This window comes from Saccharomonospora glauca K62 (assembly GCF_000243395.2).
GTDB lineage: Bacteria > Actinomycetota > Actinomycetes > Mycobacteriales > Pseudonocardiaceae > Saccharomonospora > Saccharomonospora glauca.
This window is the reverse complement of sequence record NZ_CM001484.1, coordinates 2,455,993-2,473,720: the sequence shown is the minus strand read 5'-3', so window position 1 is coordinate 2,473,720 and position 17,728 is coordinate 2,455,993. Positions and strand designations below refer to the sequence as shown.

Here is a 17,728-nt window from a genome sequence, read left to right as displayed (position 1 = left end):
AGGAGCTTTCGAGAAGAAACGTGGCACGCCACGCCTTAGCGAAGAGAGGCAGACATGTCAGCCAGCACCAGCGGATCGCTCACCGGTCTTCGGGTCGTGGAGATCAGCACCTCCGTCGCCGGACCGTTCGTGGGGCAAATCCTCGGCGACCTCGGCGCCGAGGTCATCAAGGTCGAGCGGATCGGCTCGGGTGACGACACCCGTGCCTGGGCGCCACCGGACTGGGACGGGAAGTCCATCGCGTTCCTGCACCTGAACCGCAACAAGCGGAGCATCGAACTCGACTACAAGCACCCACGGGGTAAGGAGATCCTCACCGAACTGATCGCCGGAGCCGACGTCCTCGTGCAGAACCTCCGTCCCGGCGCGCTGGCCAAGGCCGGGTTCACCCCGGAGGTCCTGCGCGAGGTGAACCCCCGGCTGGTGTACTGCGACATGACGGGTTTCGGTCGCACCGGGCCCAAGGCCGAGGACCCGGCGTACGACCCGTTGCTCCAGGCCTACACCGGCATCATCGACATGATGAGCACGGGGGACGGGCCCCCGAGACGAGTGCCGCTGTCGGTGCTGGACAAGGGAACCGCGATGTGGGCCGTCATCGGCATCCTCGACGCGCTTCGCCGTCGGGACCGGACCGGTGAGGGGTCCCACGTCGGTGTGTCCCTGCTGGAGACGGCGATCACGTGGGTGCACGCGAACGTGATGGGGGCCCTCGCGGGTAACGGCAAACCCCGCAATCTCGGCTCCGGGCACGCGGGTGTGGTGCCCTACGGGGCCTTTCCCACCAGCGACGGCTGGATCTTTCTCTCCGCGGGCAACCAGACGCTGTGGTTGCGCTTCTGCCGCGCCACCGGGGCGGAGGAACTGACCACACGCGACGGTTTCGGGTCCAATCCCGAGCGTGCGGCCAACCGGGCCGAGGTCGAGCGTGCCGTCGGCGAGGTGACTCGTGGCTTCACCACCGAGAAACTGCTGCACGTGCTCGCCGAGGCGGGGGTGCCCTGCTCGCCCGTCAACAGCGTTCCCGACATGGTGCGGGACGAGCAGGTGAAGGCGCTGGGGCTTGTCGAACCGATGGAACACCCGGCGGTGAAGGACTTCGCCGTCGTCAACCTGCCCATCACGATCGACGGCGACTATCCCGATCACCAGTGCCCGCCACCGGAACTGGGGGCCGACACCGACGCCGTCCTGGAGCTGCTCGGCGTCCCCGAGCCGGAGCGGGACGCCCTGCGGGCGGAGGGCGTCGTGGGCGGGGGACGGGCATGAGCGTGCTCGACGAAGTCGCGTGGGAGGGATGCCTTTTCGACGGGGAATGGCGGCCCGCCACGCGGCGTACGGAGGCCACCGAACCCGCCACGGGGAAGCCGATCGGCACCGTCGGAACGGCCACGCCCGAGGACGTCGAGCACGCCGTGGCGACGGCGCGCTCCGCGCAGCGCGACTGGGCCGCGCTGCCGTACGACGCCCGCGCACGGGTCCTGCGGTCGGCCGCGGCGATCTTCGTCGAGCGGGCCGACGAGATCGCGGAGCTGTTCGCCAGGGACGCCGGCGCTCCCCGCCGCGTCGCCGCCCCGCAGGGACCGATCGCCGCCGAGGAATGTCACGAGGCGGCCGCGTTGGCCGCCGTACCGCACGGCGACGTCCTGCGCACCACCCAGCCCCGGCTGTCGCTGGCCCGTCGCGTGCCCGTGGGAGTCGTCGGGGTCATCGCACCGTTCAACTCCCCGATCCTGCTGGCGCTGCGGTCGCTGGCTCCCGCGCTCGCGCTCGGCAACGCCGTCGTGCTCAAGCCCGACCCGCGTACCTCGGTCGTCGGCGGGGTGCTCTTGGCCCGCGTGTTCGAGGAAGCGGGCCTGCCGCCGGGGCTGCTCCACGTGCTTCCCGGCGACGCGGACGTGGGAGCCGCGCTGGTGGCGCACCCGCACGTTCCGGTGATCGCCTTCACCGGCTCCACGGAGGCGGGCCGTGCGATCGCCGAATCGACGGCCCGACAGCTCAAACGCGCCCACCTCGAACTGGGTGGCAACTCCGCGACGATCGTGCTCGACGACGCCGACGTCGACGCGGCCGCCTCGGCCGGGGCGTGGGGCAGCTTCCGCCACGCCGGTCAGATCTGCATGGCCACCGGGCGGCATCTGGTCCACGAGTCGGTGGCCGACCGTTACGTCGACGCGCTGGCCCGCCGGGCCGAGTCGCTGCGCTCGGGCGATCCGGCCCGCAGCGACGCCGAGATCGGGCCGCTCATCGACGAGGCCCAGTGCACGAGGGTCCACGACCTGGTGACCCGCAGCGTCGACGTCGGAGCGCGGCTGGTCACCGGAGGTACGTACGACGGCCCGTTCTACCGGCCGACCGTGCTGGCCGACGTCCCCCTCGACGCCCCGGCGTATCGCGAGGAGGTCTTCGGCCCCGTCGCGCCCGTGGTGACCTTCTCCGACGTGGACGAGGCCGTCGAGCTGGCCTCCGACTCGGCCTACGGCCTGGCGGTGAGCGTCTTCGGCCGGGACGCCCTGCGTGCGTTGGCCGTGGCGGAACGGGTCCCGGCCGGGCTGGTCCACGTGAACGACCAGACGATCAACGACGAACCGGTGGCTCCGTTCGGCGGAGTCGGCGCGTCCGGCAACGGGGCCCGGCACGGCGGCCACGCGGTGAATCTCGACGCGTTCACCGAACGGCAGTGGGTGACGGTGCGCGGACAGGCGCCGTCGTACTGGTGAGAAGCGAGCCGTCCGAACCGACGACACGACGAGGAGAACGATCCCGTGAACGACCCCGTCCTGCGGGTGGAGACCCGCGGCCGCGTTCGAATCCTGACGCTCAACCGGCCCGACCGGCGCAACGCGCTGAACCGGGCCCTCAACGACGCGTTGGTGGACGCGATCATCGAAGCCGACCACGATCCGGAGGTGTACGCGGTGGCGATCACCGGTGCCGGTACGGCGTTCTGCTCCGGAGCGGACCTGACCGAGGCGCGGGAACGCGCGGATCGGGGCGAGACGTGGTACGGCCCTCTGCACAACCGATACCGCAGTCTGTTCGAGGTGCTTGTAGACAGTCGCAAACCGACGGTCGCGGTCGTCAACGGCCCGGCCGTGGCCGGAGGGTTCGAGCTGGCGCTCGCCTGCGATCTTCGGGTCGTGGCCGAGGGAGTACACTTCGCCGTTCCCGAGTCGAGGCGCGGTCGCGGCGCCCACTACGCCTCGGTGGCGCTGCCGCGCATGGTTCCGCCCGGTATCGCCATGGAGTGGCTCTACACCGGACGCCGCGTCGACACCTCCGAGGCCCTTCGGTGGGGGTTGATCAACCGACTCGCCCCGGCCGACGCGTTGTGGGAGACCGCCAACGACCTCCTGAAGGAGATCACCGCCGCGGCGCCGTTGTCGTTGCAGCGACTCAAACTCACCTACCGCCGCACCGAGGGCATGGACCCGCATGCCGCCATTCGGCTCGACATCGGACCGGACGTCTATTCCTCCGAGGACCAGAAGGAGGGCGCACGAGCATTTCTGGAAAAGCGGGAGCCGCGCTGGACGGGACGCTAGCGCGGTGGCGGTGAAGCGGCGACATGGCGTGGCGTCGGGCGGAACGGACGCCGACGACCGGGCGAGGAATGGCTCGCGAATGAGGCTTGTGCCGGGTCGGGGGGGGGGCCGACTTACGATCGCCTCGTTCCAAATACCTGAATGCCATTCCATTTTTGGAGGTATGGGACATGGCCCCGGTCACCGCCGACCCGCGCCGCCGCTCCGTTCTGGGACGTGCGTTCGACATCCTCGAATGCTTCACCGGTGACGAGCCGGAACAGACCATCGGTTCGTTGTGCGCTCGCACCGAACTCCCACCGGGGACGGTGCACCGCATGCTCGCGAATCTCGCCGAGTGGGGGGCCGTCGAGCGCGCCGCCCGAGGCCGTTACCGGCTCGGCAGGTGGTTGTGGCGGTTGGGCTGGGACGTGCCCGACGCCCGTCGTCTCAAGGACGTCGCCCGGCCCCACCTGGTGGACCTGCACGCCGCTTCGGGTGAGGCGACTCTGCTGGCCTCCCGCGACCGCGATCAGTTGGTGGTGGCCGACGTCATCGCCGGCAACGCGAACGTGCGGCGTGAGCAGTTGCCACGCCGGCTCGGAGTGACCGATTCCGCGCCCGGTTGGGTGTTCCTGGCGTACCTGCCGTCCGAGGAGGCCGCCGACCTGGTGAGGGCGGCCGGAGGAACCGTGGACTTCGAGTTGTGGCGAAAGTTGGCGGAGATCCGCCGTACGGGCGTGGCCGTACGGCGTGGTTCCGGCCCCGGAACCCTGTCGTGGCTCGCCGCGCCGCTGTTCGACGACACCCGTTCGATCCGTTCCACGATCTGCCTCGTCGTGCCCACCGAACGCCTCAACGTCCTGGGACACGGACGTGCGGTCCTCGCCGCGGCGCAGGCGGTCACCAAGGGGCTCGCAAGCCCGATGCCCTCGGCCGGCTAGCGCATGTCCGTACTCGAGAAAGCCGTCCAGGTCATCGACACGCTGGGGCGCGCCAGCGCGCCGATGCGATTGGGTGCGGTCGCCGAAAGCGTTGCCATGCCGAAGTCGTCCACCCATCGGCTGCTCACCGAACTGGCGGCCCTGGGCATGGTCCGCCGCGCGGGTGACGGCGAGTACGCCCTGGGGTACCGGCTCGTGCAGTGGGGCCACCTGGCTGATCGCTCCCTCGGTCTTCGCGCCGTCGCCGAACCGATCATGACCAGGTTGCGGGACGAGGTTCGCGAAAGCGTTCACCTGTACGTCCGCGAGGAGAGCCACCGGGTGTGCGTCCTGGCCGTCGACTCGCCGCACACGCTCAGGCCCGCGACGTCGGTGGGCACGCCGTTGCCGCTGGGATACGGCGCCGCGGGCAAGTTGCTGCTCGCCCACGCCGAGGAGCGAGTGCTACGAGAGGTGGAGAAGACGTTGCCCCGGTACCGGGGTAGCGAGCTGCCGACCGCGGAGGAACTCGCCCGGCTTCGCCGGGAGGGCGTCGCCGTGTCGGTGGGGGAGATGGAGGACGGTCTGACCGCGGTGGCCACGGTGCTGAGGGCCGTCGGCGGGGGAGTCTTCGGGGCGTTGTCGGTGGCGGGCGCGAGCAGCCGGATGCCCGCTGAGAGACTGCCCGAGATCACGGAGAAGGTGACCGACGCCGCGAGTCGGATCGGTGCCGCGCTCGGTGGGTGACGCCCGGCGGGTCGCGGGTCGGATTTCCACAGGGTGCGAGAAAGGGCTGCGTCACTCGTCCTCCGCGGTGATGCTGAGTCCACCGCAGCGAACGATCACGTCGAGCGTGATCGGAGAAAGGATGGCAGGTGCGCGTCGTGGGCAGGCTCCGACCGCTGTTCCCCCGGAGCTCGCTGCTCGCGATGTGCCCTGCCGGGTGCTCGGCGACCGGGGTGCGGGCCGGGGACGGAGCACCGGCTCGCCGGGTGAGAGGTGGCCCTCGCCCGGCGAGCGCTCGCCGCTTCACCGGACGAGCCGGGAACGCCGCCCCGGTGGCCGAGACGGGATCGCGATGTGGTGACGCCGGTGCTCGTCGCGGGCCGGACCCACTACGAGTAGAGAGATGCATGATCAATGAGGATCACCATCGAGAACCTTCAGCTCCGCTACGGTGACGTCACCGCGGTCCACGACCTGGATCTCGAGATCGGGGACGGGGAATCCGTCGCGCTGCTCGGTCGGTCGGGCTGTGGCAAGACGAGCACGATGCGGTGTATCGCGGGACTGGAGGAACCCACGGCGGGCCGCATCACCATCGGCGACACCGTGGTGTTCGACGCCGAGGCGGGCATCAACGTCCCGCCGAACAAGCGCAACGTGGGCATGGTCTTCCAGTCGTACGCCGTCTGGCCGCACATGACGGTGTTCGACAACGTCGCCTACTCTCTCAAACTGCAGAAGGTTCCCAAGGCGGAGATCCGGCAACGCGTGCTCCGGACCTTGGAACTCGTCGGTCTGGAAAGCCTCGCGAATCGCGGGGCGAGCTTGCTGTCCGGCGGCCAGATGCAGCGGGTCGCGCTCGCCCGGAGTCTGGTCATGCGGCCGTCGGTACTACTGCTCGACGAACCTCTGTCCAATCTGGACGCTCGATTGCGCGACAGGCTCCGCGTCGAACTCCGCGAGATCCAACTACGGCTGGGACTGACCGCCGTCTACGTGACCCACGACCAACTGGAGGCGTTCTCGCTCGCCGACCGCATCGCGCTCATGCAGGACGGCCGGATCGTGCAGATGGACCGACCCGACGCGATGTACCACTCGCCCGTGAGCGCCTCGGTCGCGCACTTCCTCGGGGTGGCCAACGTGTTCGACGTCGTCGGCACGGAAGCCGGGCGCTGGAACATCACGGGCACTGATCTGGCGATCGCGTCGACGTCCGAACCGGGCCTCGGCGAGGGTGGGCTCAAGGCTTGCGTGCGCAGCGAGGACGTCCAACTTTCGGCGGAACGGCCCAGTGGTCCGAACGCCTATCCCGCGACGGTTCTCGTGTCGGGTTTCCAGGGTACGAGCACCCGGTACACGGTGAGCATCGCCGGAACGCTCGAACTCGACGTGGTCACCTCCGCCCGAAGCGGCACCCGGTTCGCGAACGGGGAACGGGTGTGGGTCTCGATCGCACCGGACGCGGTCCGCGTCCTGCCCGAGAAGGCCGTGAGTCCCGCCGTGTCGGGCGACACCGCGATCCGGGAACGGGTGGCGTCGTGAGCACCGCCCGATCGATGCTGACCCGCGTCCGGCGAGAACTTCCCTCCGGCGTCATCGGCGCCCTGTTGGCACTGCTGGTCGCCCTGCCGGTGGCGTTCATCCTCGTCGCCGCGCTGACGACCGAGGTGCCCCGGCCCGGAAGCACGGGAATCGGGTCGTTCACGACGGAGAACTTCGCGATCCTGGCGACCTCGAACGGGCTGGGGAGCCTGCTGAACTCGGTCGTGATCGGGGTGGGCGCGGCGGCCGTGTCGCTCGTCGTCGGTGCCGGTCTGGCGTTCGTCGCGGCCCGCAGCGACGCTCCCTGGCGCCGTTTCGTCTTCGTCGCGGGGATGGCGCCCATGTTCCTGCCCGCGATCGTCGGCGCGTTGGCATGGGCGCTGCTGGCCAGCCCCACGTCCGGATACCTCAACATCGCCCTGCGCGACCTCGGCATCCCGATCACCGTGGACGTCTACTCCTACGCGGGTCTCATCTTCGTCCTGGGCATCTACTACGCGCCGTACACGTTCATGCTCACGTACAACTCGTTCTCCATGATGAACGCCGACCTGGAGGAGGCGGCCTCACTCCACGGCGCGAGCTTGTGGCGCGTACTGCGAACGGTGACGTTGCCGCTGGCGGTCCCCGCGCTCGCCGGTGCCGCGATCCTCTCGTTCACCCTGGCGTTGGAGAACTTCCCGGTCAACGCGATCCTCGGCAATCCGGGCGGCATCGACACGCTCCCGACGTACATCTACGAGCTGATGTCCACCACCCCGGTGCGGTCCAACGCTGCCGCGGGAATCGCGATTGCCCTCACCGCCGCCTTGGTCGTCGCGACCTACGCGCAGCAACGCGTGGTCAACCGGAAGCGATTCACCACCCTCACCGGCAAGGGGAACCGGCCGCGTCCGGTGCCGCTGCGCTGGGGACGTTGGCTCGCCACGGGATTCGCCGTGCTGTACTTCGTGGTCTCCGTCGTGTTGCCGGTTCTCGTGCTGCTGCTCGTCGCGACCTCGGGATCGGTCTACGTCAACCGTATCGCCGACGTGTTCGGCGGGGGTTTCACCGCGGAGCGGCTGATCGAGGCCGTCGGACGCTCCGACTTCCTGACGTCGACCGTCAACTCGGTCGTGGTGGCCGTCCTCGCCGCGGTGCTCGGAACGTCGATCGCGTTCGCGGCGTCCTACGTCCGCTACCGCACGAAGTCCCGGCTCGGCCAACTGCTCGAACAGATCAGCATGCTGCCTCTGGCCATTCCCCAGATCGTGCTCGGCATGGGCATCCTGTGGGCCTGGCTGGCCCTTCCGTTCCCCGTGTACGGAACACTCGCGATCCTCGCCATCGCCACCGTCGCGGTGACGATGCCGCAGGCGTACCGGAGCGTGTCGGCGTCGATGATGCAACTGGACGCCGATCTCGAGAACAGTGCGGTCGTCCTCGGAGCCCGGCGGTTCCGGGCGATCCGGACCATCACGGTCCCCCTGATGCGCACCGGCATCGTCTCGACGCTGCTGCTTTTGCTGATGCTCGGTCTGAGGGAGATGAGCGCCGTGCTGTTTCTGTATACATCGGACACTCGGGTGTTGTCGATCCTCGTCTTCCACAGTTTCGAGAACGGCAGCGTCAGCTTCTCGGCGGCCATCAGCCTCGTCTTCGTCGTCGTCATCGCGGCGATCGCCATCGCCGCCCAGGTGGTCGGAAGCCGGGAACGACGCTTCATGGACACGGGCACCTGAACCGACGAACGAGCCACTCCCAGTCATGCGAAGAAAGGCAGACCCATGCGAATCCGCAACGGTGCGTTCGCCTCCGGCATCGCGCTGTCCCTGTCGGCCGTGCTCACGGCCTGCGGCGGCAGTGCGAACGGAAGCAGCGTCGTCACCGACGACGCTCGGATCGACACCAGCGACGGTCTCGTCATCGACGGTGAGGTCATCGCCGACAAGGCGACCTACGAGGCCGCGAGACAACAGACGCTCACGCTGTACACCGGTTACCAGGAAGCGAACCAGCAGGCGTTCAACGAAGCCTTCACCGCCGACACCGGAATCGAGGTCGAATACGTTCGCGACGTCGCGAACAAGCTGTCCGAACGCATCCGTTCCGAGGCCGGCGCCGGGCAACTTCCGGCCGACGTCATCGTCATCTCCGACTATGAGATCGCCGACGCCCTCTCCGAGGAAGGGATCTGGGAGCCATACACCCCGACTCCCGTCGAGGGCCGCGAGGATCTGTTGCTGAACGACGGGGACTTCGTCAAGTTCGCCAACGTCGTGGTGACCTTCGCCTACAACACTCAGCAGGTGGCGAAGGAGGACGCACCGACGTCGTGGAAGGACCTGCTCGACCCGAAGTACTCCGGCAGGATCGGTCTCGTCAGCGGCACCGCGGGCGGATCGTCGGTCGCGCTGAACCGCTTCCTCCACGAGAAGGTCGACCCGAATTTCTGGGCCGAACTCGCGAAGCGGAACCCCACGGTCTACGACACCGGCGGCAGCCGCCAACAGGCACTGGCCCGTGGCGAGTTGGCGGTGGCGACGGCCGGGACGGCGGCCGTCAACGTGGCGGTCACCGAGGACGGTGCGCCGATCGACTACGTCGTACCGGAGGAGGGCCTGGTGCTGTTCAGCTTCTTCGCGGGCAAGGCGGCGACCGCGAAGAACTCGGAGGCGGCGGAGGTGTTCCTCAACTACGCGCTCTCCAAGCGTGGCCAGCGGGTGGTCACACAGGTCGGTGACTACTCCGTTCGCACCGACGTCGACCCGCCGGTCTCGCTCGGACGCCCGCTTCCGCCCCTGGACTCCGACCGCGTGTGGGTCATGCCTCCGGAGGACGAGGTCAAGTACGGCGAGGCCGACGCCGAGCGCTGGAAGACCGCGTTCGGACGCTGAGCCGCGCTTCTCGCCGACCGCATCCCGCCGTGAGTGTCGTCTCGGGCGAGAGTCGCTGCTCTCGGCGGCTGAAGATCCACAGAGGTCTTTCCACAGGATGCGAGAAGGGGCTGCGGTCCTCCCCGAACGTGCCGATGCTGTTTGTCCATCGCAGTGGTCGAGCCCGCTGTGTGATCGACGAAAGGAAAGTCCATGCCAGCCGAGCTGTCGGAAACCGAGACCAGCCGCTTCGTGGAGACCGCCAGCGGCAAGATCCACTTCAACGAGGCGGGTTCGGGTCATCCCATCGTCTTCCTGCACGGCAGCGGGCCCGGTGCGACCGGCTGGAGCAACTTCAGCCCGAACCTGCCCGTGCTCGCGGAGGAGTACCGGGTCATCGCTCCCGACATGCCGGGGTGGGGCAAGTCCGATCCCGTCACCTACGAGGAACGCGACCACGTCAGCGCCGCCGTTCATCTGCTCGACGCCCTGGGCATCGAGAAGGCGACGTTCGTGGGCAACTCCATGGGCGGGGCCACGTCGTTGAAGGTCGCCGCCCGGCACCCCGACCGCGTCTCGCACGTCGTCACGATGGGAGCGGGAGCACCCGGTCCCCGCATCTTCAGCCCCGGTGGCGGGCCGTCCGAGGGCCTGAAGATCCTGCACGAGGGCTACCGCAATCCCTCCCCGGAGATCATGCGGAAACTGGTCGACATCATGACCTTCGACCCCGCCTTCGCCACCGAGGAACTCGCGCGACAGCGCTACGAGAACGCCATCGGTCACCCCGACCACCTGGCGAATTTCGCCGCCGGTCTCGGTCGGCCGCGGCGTGGGGAGGCGTCCGTGGAGGAACTGGCGACGATCGGCGCTCCGGTCCTGATCGTGCACGGCCGTGACGACCGGGTCGTGCACTACGAAGCCGGACTGCGGCTCGTCTCGATCATCGAGAACTCCCGGCTGGTGCTGCTCAACCGCTGCGGTCACTGGGCCCAACTCGAACACGCCGCGGAGTTCAACCGCCTCGTGCGCGACTTCGTCGCCAACAACTGAAAGCCCTCGGCCTCCCCGAGCAGGAAGGACAATCATGAGCGATTTGGTCGACCGCGTCGAAGAACTCGCCGACTTCTTCACCGAACAGGTGGAGGAGGCCGACGACCTCGGCCGCCTGCCCGACCGGACGGCGAAGACCCTGCGCGAACTCGGCATCGTGCGGGCACTGCAACCGAAGGACTTCGGTGGCGACGAACGGCACCCGCGCGAGTTCTTCGAGGCGGTGCTCGCCATCGGCTCCCGGTCTCCCTCGGCGGGGTGGGTCTCCGCGGTCGTCGGCGTCCACGCCTTCGAACTCGCGCAGGCCACCCGTAAGCTCCAGGAGGAGATCTGGGGCGGAGACCCCGACACCTGGGTCGCGTCGCCCTACGCCCCCATCGGACGGGCGCGGCGCACCGACGGCGGCTGGATCTTCAGCGGCCGATGGCCATTCTCCAGCGGCACCGACCACTGTCAGTGGGTCGTGCTCGGCGGCATGCTCACCGACGACGACGGCACCGTGCTGCCCGACGGTCTGCGGCATTTCGTGATCCCGCGTTCGGACTACACCATCGTCGAGGACTCCTGGAACGTGGTCGGTCTCAAGGGCACGGGAAGCAAGGACGTCATCGTCAACGAGGCGTTCATCCCCGACCACCGGATCATCAACCCCGCCGACCTCGGAACGGGTGAGGCGGCGCGACAGGCGGGGCGTGGTGACGTGCCGCTGTACCGGATGCCCTTCCACTCGATGTTCAGTGGAGCGATCACCGCGGGAACCCTCGGCGCGGTCGAGGCCGGAATGGCCGCCTGGGTCGCCTACACGCGCAACCGGGTGTCCGCCAGGGGAGTCAAGGCCGCCACCGATCCCCGACAACTTCACGCTCTGGGCGAGGCCGCGTCGGACGTCGAGGCCAGCCGAATGCAATTTCTTCACGACATGGACCGGCTCTACGAGGCGGCCGCGTCGGGGAAGCCGATTCCTTTGGAACTGCGCGCCGAAGTGCGCCGTAATCAGGTTCGGATCTCCCACAGGGCGGGCGCCGCGCTCGACCGGCTGGTCGCTCACGCCGGAGGGAACTCGATGCGAGTGGACAATCCGATCCAGCGCTTCTGGCTCGACGCGCACGTGGCGCTGGGACACGGAGCCAACGTCGCCGAACCCATCTACGAGGCGTACGGAACCCTCACCTTCGGCGGAAAGCCCGACCCGAAGGTACGGATGTGACGGTTCGGCGCACGCGGTGGAGGGGCCGCACATCGACGCGGCCCGCGCCCACCGGACGACCGACGGTCTCAAACCCACTGAACGGAATTGCGGTTTCCGAACACGTCGTGCGGTGACAGTGTCGTCTTGCCTGTCTTACCCGAACTACCTGTCGTACCGCACCCCCGGCTCCGACGCCGCCCGTGAGAGCGACCACCTCGGACGGCACGACCGGGGTGATCACTGGCATGTCTTCGCGCAAAGGAGCGCTATGAAAACCAGGCGAAGCCGGCTTCGGCCGACGGCCCTCGTGGTCGCCGCCGTGCTGTCATTCGCGCTCGGCGCCTGTGGAGGCGGGTCGTCCGCGGCCACCCGTGACGACGGCGTCGTGAGAGTCGCGGTCTTCCCGAGTCTGAACGCCCTCGGCGCGCGCACCGCCGAACTCGAAGGGATGTTCGACGAGGTCGGACTCACCGTCGAATTCGTCACCACGACCACCCCGGCGGACGCGATGCCGCAACTGGTGGGCGGCGAGATCGACTTCGCTCTCATGGACGTCAGTACTCCGACGATCGCCCGAAGCCAGGGAATGCCGATCGTCATGGTAGCGCCGGGAGCCGTGGGCACCGAGGTCGACGAGAGCGGCCTGGGTGTGGGGAACTTCTGGGTGAGGAAGGACAGCGACATCACCTCGATCGCGGACATCGAGAACGCGGTCTTCGGAATCCCACAGTCCAAGAGTCAATTGTGGATCGACGTCCGACTGGCCGTCGATCGGGCCGGAGGGGATTCCTCCCGCATCGCTTCATCGAGGTTCCCAACAGTATCGCCGCGTTGAAGTCCGGCAGCGTCGACGTGATCACGAGTGCCGAACCGACCGGAACCGCGTTGAGCGCCGACCCCGACGTGAGGCTGCTGTCCGGATTCGTCAGCGGAGCGGTGGGCGAGCTGGCGTACGCCTACGTCGCCCTGGAGGAGACGGCCGAGGCCGGACCGGACCTGGTCGAGGACTTCAGCGCCGCGATCCTGAAGGCCAACGAACTCCTCAACGAGGACCCCTCGGTGGCTCCCCGCATCGCCACGAGCTACATCGACGCCGACCCGGAGCTGCTGGAGAAGGCCGTCTACCAGAAGTTCGGGGAGGAGCCGATCAGCAGGGAGGACGTCGAGAACGCCCGCGACCGGGTTCTGCGGTACGGACTCATCGACGCCGACGACGCCCCGTCCGCCGACGAGATGCTCGCGAGTCGCTGACATGGACGACAACGTGATGACTCGAAGGCTTGCGGGTGGCGACGGTACGTCCTCAAGTGTCGAACCCGCGACGGCTCGGAACCGGAGGGCCGGGCGCGTACCGGGACGCCGAACGGCTCCGGTGGTGGGGAAGCTGGTCACCCTGGTGGTCGTCTGCGTCGTGTGGCACCTCTTCGCGATCACCGGGGGTTCGGCCGTGGGGCTTCCGACGCCGTGGCGGTTGGTGGAGACCGCGGCCGGCATGGTGGTGACCGGTGACTACTGGGCGGCGGTGGGAAGCACGCTCACCTCCGCCGCGATCGGATTCGCCCTCGCCGTCGCGGTGGGCGTGCCGATCGGCTTGGTCAACGGCTCCTTCCACGTCCTCGAACGCAGTACCCGGTTCCTCATCGACTTCGGACGCACGCTGCCCGGCGTGGCGATCCTGCCCGTGGTGCTGTTGCAGTTCGGCACCAGCCGCACGATGGTCGTGGTACTCGTGGTGTTCAGCGCGGTGTGGCCGATGCTCGTGCAAGCGACGTACGCCACCCAGCAGTTGTCGGCACAGTTGAGGTCGGTCGCCAAGGCCTTCCGGCTCACTCGTCTGAGCCGGGTCCGTGACATCTATCTGCCGTCCGCGCTGCCGTTCCTCATGACGGGTCTGCGCATCTCCGGAACGATCAGCCTGCTGATCACCATTTCGTCGGAGTTCCTCGGTGGAGCCGACGGCATCGGACAGCGGCTGTACTACGCGCTGACGGTGAACGACAACGACCGCATGTTCGGCTACGTCTTCACCGCGGGGATGCTGGGGGTCGTCCTCAACTGGCTGCTCGTCACGGCCCAGCGCAAGGTCCTGTGGTGGCACCCCTCGGAAAGGGGGAAGCGGTGATGAGCATCCTGCGCCGGATCCTCATGGAACTGTGGGTTCCCCTGCTGTTGTTGGCGATCTGGTGGTTCGCAAGCGCCGACAGCGTCAACTTCTACTACCCACCGCTGTCCAGGATCCTCGACGAGTTCGGCGACATCTGGATCGTCGACGGGATCCGCACCGAGGTGTGGCCGAGCCTGCAACGGCTCGTGGTCGGCTACGGCGCCGCCGTCGTCCTCGGTGTCGCTCTCAGCCTGCTGCTGGGCATGGTCGGTTGGCTCGAAAGCGCGGTGCGCCCGATCGTCGAGTTCCTGCGCGCCACGCCCGGGGTGGCGATCCTGCCCGTGATGATGTTGTTCTTCGGGCTCGGCACCGCCATGAAGATCAGCCTCATCGCCCTGGTGGCCACCTGGCCGGTGCTGCTCAACACCATCGACGGCGTACGGTCAGTCGAGCCGGTGCTGCACCAGGTCGCCGCGAGCCACCGGCTGCGGTGGCGGGACCGGGTCCGTTTCATCGTGCTGCCCGCGGCGGCGCCGCAGATCTTCGCCGGTGCCCGGACCGCGCTGGCCATCTCGGTCGTTGCGATGGTCATGTCCGAGATGGTGGGAGCACCGGGCGGGATCGGCCACTTCGTCCTCGACGCTCAGCGCGGGTTCAACACCACCGCGATGTGGACCGGGATCATCGCGCTCGGCGTCTTCGGTTATCTCCTCAATAAGGTCTTCGCGTTGGTGGAGAACCGAGTGCTCGCATGGCACAAGGGCATGACCGCACACGACCACGGAGGCAAGTGATGACCACAACCGCCGAGTCCACGCCGGGTGCGGCGGGCGCCCCGCGTGACACCGTCGTCGAGGCCCGCGGCCTCGGACACTCCTACGGGGAACGCCGGATCTTCCGGGACCTCAGTTTCTCCGTCGCCGCGGGGGAGTTCGTCTGCATCGTCGGTCCCTCCGGGGTCGGGAAGACGACCCTGCTGCAGTGCCTGACCGGGCTGCTCGGTGCCAGCGAGGGCGAGGTCGTGTTCGAAGGAGCCACGGTCCACGACCCGCCGGAGGGCGTGGCGATCGTGTTCCAGGACTACAGCCGGTCCCTCATGCCGTGGTTGTCGGTGCTCGACAACGTGGCCCTGCCCCTGCGTTCGGCCGGGGTCGGGAAGGCCGAGCGACGCCGCCGGGCCGAGGAGGCCCTGGCCGAGGTGGGGCTGCGGGACGTCACCGACTCCTACCCGTGGCAGCTTTCCGGAGGCATGCAGCAGCGGGTGGCGATCGCGCGGGCGCTGGCCTCGCGTCCCCGGATGACCGTGCTCGACGAGCCGTTCGCCTCGGTGGACGCCCAGACCCGCGCCGATCTGGAGGATTTGATGTTGCGGGTGCGCGACCACCTGGGACTCACCATCATGCTCGTGACCCACGACATCGATGAGGCCGTGTACCTCGCCGACACGGTGCTGGTGCTCTCCGGCAGGCCGGCCAAGGTCGAGACGATGCTGTCGGTGGACCTCCCCGGCCCGCAGGACCAGATCACCACCAAGTCGCTTCCGGAGTTCGCGGCTCTGCGGTCCGAAGTGTACGCGGTCATCAAGAAGGCGGGTGAGAAGACCGCGGCGGCGAAGGCCGCCGAGGCCGTCGCCGCTCCGCGGAGCTGAGGGAAGGAGCCGAGGACATGGACAGCCAGCAGTCGATCGACCCGGCGGTGTTCCGCGAGACGCTCGGCCACTACCCGACGGGGGTCGCCGTGATCACCGCCATTGACGAGACGGGCGAGCCCGTGGGCATGGTGATCGGTTCCTTCACGTCGGTGTCGCTGGACCCGCCGCTCGTCGCGTACCTGCCGATGCGCCGGTCGTACACCTACTCCCGGCTCCGGACGAGCCGGTACTTCTGCGTCAACGTCCTGGCGGCCGATCAGCAGGAGTTGTGCCGGGCCTTCGTCTCACGGGGAGCCGACAAGTTCGCGGGTGTGAGGTGGACCCCCGCCCCGGCTGGGTCACCCGTGCTCGACGGCGTGGTGAGCTGGATCGAGTGCGAGGCGGAACGGGAGCTCGACGGCGGCGACCACTACATCGTGCTGGGCCGGGTGCGCGACCTCGCGGTCGTACGTCCCACGTTGCCGTTGCTGTTCTTCCAGGGCGGATACGGCCGGTTCTCGTTGCCGTCGTTGACCGCTCCCGCCGATCCGGACCTCATCGAGGGGGTGCGGATGGCGGAAGCGGTCCGGGACCGGCTCGAAGCACTCGCCCGCGACGTCGGGGCCGATTGCAGCGTGCTCGCCAAGGTGGGCGACGAAGCGGTCTTCGTGATGACGGCGGGACGTGACGGAGGCCGGGGAGGCGGGGCCGCCGTCGGCCACCGCATTCCGCTCATTCCACCGCTGGGCGCGGTTTTCCACGCCGACGCGGACGAGGATGAAGTGGACGAATGGTTGCGTCGTGGGCAGGCCTCCGACCGGGAACTCGCCGGATTCCGGCGCAATGTGGAGATGGTGCGTGACCGCGGGTACTCACTGTCGTTGATGCCGTCCGCGCGGCTGGACCGGGTGTCCGTGATGAACGACTACTCGGCGGCCGACGTGCTCCCGATCCACGAACGCCGAATCCGGCGGATGATCGCCGAGACCGCGTTGCTGTACGAACCGGACCTCGAAGCGGGGAGGACCTACGACCTGCATTCCATTGTGGTCCCCGTGCCGAGTCCGGACGGCCGAACCCGGATCGCGTTGCGCATGTCGTCGCTTCCGCCCGGAGCGGATATCGAGACGATCGACGGCTGGGTCGACCGCCTCAAGAGTGCGGCATGCGCTGCCCGACGGACGCTCGAGGACCGGGGACTCCCGGCCCGCGCCGCCACGGGGTGACCTTCCCGCGTCCACGGGAGAGCAACTTTTCGCGAGGTTTCGAAAGAAGGAGAACGACATGCAGGCGAAGGTCAGGGCACTGGGATACGCGGTCGTCCAGGCCGTCGATCTCGACGAGTGGGTGAAGTTCGGTTCCGAACTGCTGGGACTCCAGGTCGCCCACCGAGACGACGACCGGTTGTTGTTGCGGATGGACGAGTACACCTATCGCCTCGATGTCCGACGCGCCGAGGAACCGGGCGTGCGCGCCCTCGGCTGGGACGTGGGCGGCCCGGAGGCGCTGGAGGAGCTGACGAAGCGGCTCGCGGACGCGGGCTACCGGGTCGAGCACGGCGACGCCGACGCGGCGGACGAGCGGCAGGTGATGGACCTCGTTCGCTTCCGTGACCCGGAGGACGTCGTCGACCACGAACTGTTCTGGGGCCTCCGCAACGCGACCGCGAAGTTCGTCTCCCCCATCGGAGCGCGGTTCGTGGCGGGGGAACTCGGCCTCGGTCACGCCTTCCAGGCCCTGCACGGCGACGTGCGTGCCTACGACCACCTGTTCCGCGAGATCCTCGGTTTCCGGTTGAGCGACCACATCGACATGCCCGGTGGCGTCGGCACGTTCCTGCACTGCAACCCGCGGCACCACTCGTTCGCCTACGCGCACGCCCCGCACCGGCGCCGGGGGATCGGCCACCTCATGTTCGAGATCGACGACCTCGACCTGCTGGGACGGCAGTGGGACAAGGTGCAGGACGACGGCATTCCCATCCTCTCGACGTTCGGCAAGCACACCAACGACGAGATGATCTCGTTCTACGTGCGCAGCCCTTCCGGGTTCGGCATCGAGTACGGCGTCGGCGGAATCCTCATCGACGACGAGACCTGGATTCCGACCCGGTACGACTCGGCCCATTACTGGGGTCACCGCCGCATCGACTACTGACAGGGGCCGCCGCCACGAACGA

At 68.4% G+C, this 17,728-nt stretch carries 17 protein-coding genes; all 17 read left to right on the top strand.

Going from position 1 to position 17,728, the window contains the following annotated elements; translation table 11 throughout:
• The first annotated feature begins 54 nt into the window (after positions 1-54).
• The 17 genes from SACGLDRAFT_RS11565 (at position 55) to SACGLDRAFT_RS11485 (ending at position 17,706) form a co-directional block, all read left to right on the top strand.
• Positions 55-1,269 carry a CaiB/BaiF CoA transferase family protein gene (locus SACGLDRAFT_RS11565; protein WP_005464770.1) on the top strand — a complete coding sequence of 405 codons (1,215 nt, stop codon included), beginning with the start codon at positions 55-57 and terminating at the stop codon, positions 1,267-1,269.
• On the top strand, positions 1,266-2,720 hold the full coding sequence (locus SACGLDRAFT_RS11560; RefSeq protein WP_005464768.1) for an aldehyde dehydrogenase family protein: 1,455 nt from the start codon (positions 1,266-1,268) through the stop codon (positions 2,718-2,720). Before SACGLDRAFT_RS11565 ends, SACGLDRAFT_RS11560 begins: the two co-directional genes overlap by 4 nt.
• Before the next feature lie 45 nt (positions 2,721-2,765).
• Positions 2,766-3,545: an enoyl-CoA hydratase/isomerase family protein gene (locus SACGLDRAFT_RS11555; protein ID WP_005464766.1), complete on the top strand. Its 780-nt coding sequence runs from the start codon at positions 2,766-2,768 to the stop codon at positions 3,543-3,545.
• 170 nt (positions 3,546-3,715) lie between these two features.
• Positions 3,716-4,468 carry an IclR family transcriptional regulator gene (locus tag SACGLDRAFT_RS11550; protein WP_005464764.1) on the top strand — a complete coding sequence of 251 codons (753 nt, stop codon included), beginning with the start codon at positions 3,716-3,718 and terminating at the stop codon, positions 4,466-4,468.
• A 3-nt stretch (positions 4,469-4,471) separates the two neighbouring features.
• Complete coding sequence (locus tag SACGLDRAFT_RS11545; RefSeq protein WP_005464763.1) at positions 4,472-5,194, top strand: IclR family transcriptional regulator; 723 nt, start codon at positions 4,472-4,474, stop codon at positions 5,192-5,194.
• 393 nt (positions 5,195-5,587) lie between these two features.
• On the top strand, positions 5,588-6,718 hold the full coding sequence (locus SACGLDRAFT_RS11540) for an ABC transporter ATP-binding protein (protein WP_005464762.1): 1,131 nt from the start codon (positions 5,588-5,590) through the stop codon (positions 6,716-6,718).
• Entirely contained in the window at positions 6,715-8,439 is a 1,725-nt protein-coding gene (locus SACGLDRAFT_RS11535; protein ID WP_198283499.1) for an ABC transporter permease, read from the top strand. Before SACGLDRAFT_RS11540 ends, SACGLDRAFT_RS11535 begins: the two co-directional genes overlap by 4 nt.
• A 45-nt stretch (positions 8,440-8,484) precedes the next feature.
• Positions 8,485-9,594, top strand: a complete 1,110-nt coding sequence (locus tag SACGLDRAFT_RS11530; RefSeq protein ID WP_005464760.1) for an ABC transporter substrate-binding protein — start codon at positions 8,485-8,487, stop codon at positions 9,592-9,594.
• A gap of 192 nt (positions 9,595-9,786) precedes the next feature.
• Positions 9,787-10,626: an alpha/beta fold hydrolase gene (locus SACGLDRAFT_RS11525; RefSeq protein ID WP_005464759.1), complete on the top strand. Its 840-nt coding sequence runs from the start codon at positions 9,787-9,789 to the stop codon at positions 10,624-10,626.
• A gap of 34 nt (positions 10,627-10,660) precedes the next feature.
• Positions 10,661-11,833, top strand: coding sequence for an acyl-CoA dehydrogenase family protein (locus tag SACGLDRAFT_RS11520; protein WP_005464758.1), 1,173 nt, complete (start codon positions 10,661-10,663; stop codon positions 11,831-11,833).
• 250 nt (positions 11,834-12,083) lie between these two features.
• On the top strand, positions 12,084-12,650 hold the full coding sequence (locus tag SACGLDRAFT_RS11515; protein ID WP_040918974.1) for an ABC transporter substrate-binding protein: 567 nt from the start codon (positions 12,084-12,086) through the stop codon (positions 12,648-12,650).
• Positions 12,647-13,066, top strand: coding sequence for a substrate-binding domain-containing protein (locus tag SACGLDRAFT_RS11510; protein ID WP_040918969.1), 420 nt, complete (start codon positions 12,647-12,649; stop codon positions 13,064-13,066). The genes SACGLDRAFT_RS11515 and SACGLDRAFT_RS11510 overlap by 4 nt, the downstream gene beginning before the upstream one ends.
• Positions 13,067-13,190: 124 nt before the next feature.
• Positions 13,191-13,937: an ABC transporter permease gene (locus SACGLDRAFT_RS11505; protein ID WP_198283498.1), complete on the top strand. Its 747-nt coding sequence runs from the start codon at positions 13,191-13,193 to the stop codon at positions 13,935-13,937.
• Positions 13,937-14,713, top strand: coding sequence for an ABC transporter permease (locus SACGLDRAFT_RS11500; RefSeq protein WP_005464756.1), 777 nt, complete (start codon positions 13,937-13,939; stop codon positions 14,711-14,713). Before SACGLDRAFT_RS11505 ends, SACGLDRAFT_RS11500 begins: the two co-directional genes overlap by 1 nt.
• The gene (locus SACGLDRAFT_RS11495; protein ID WP_005464754.1) at positions 14,713-15,567 is read left to right on the top strand and encodes an ABC transporter ATP-binding protein; all 855 of its coding nucleotides are present in this window, start codon (positions 14,713-14,715) and stop codon (positions 15,565-15,567) included. The genes SACGLDRAFT_RS11500 and SACGLDRAFT_RS11495 overlap by 1 nt, the downstream gene beginning before the upstream one ends.
• A gap of 17 nt (positions 15,568-15,584) precedes the next feature.
• Entirely contained in the window at positions 15,585-16,775 is a 1,191-nt protein-coding gene (locus tag SACGLDRAFT_RS11490) for a flavin reductase family protein (RefSeq protein ID WP_005464752.1), read from the top strand.
• A 58-nt stretch (positions 16,776-16,833) separates the two neighbouring features.
• A complete protein-coding gene (locus SACGLDRAFT_RS11485) occupies positions 16,834-17,706 on the top strand; it encodes a VOC family protein (RefSeq protein WP_005464751.1) in 873 nt (290 codons plus the stop codon).
• Positions 17,707-17,728 lie beyond the last annotated feature (22 nt).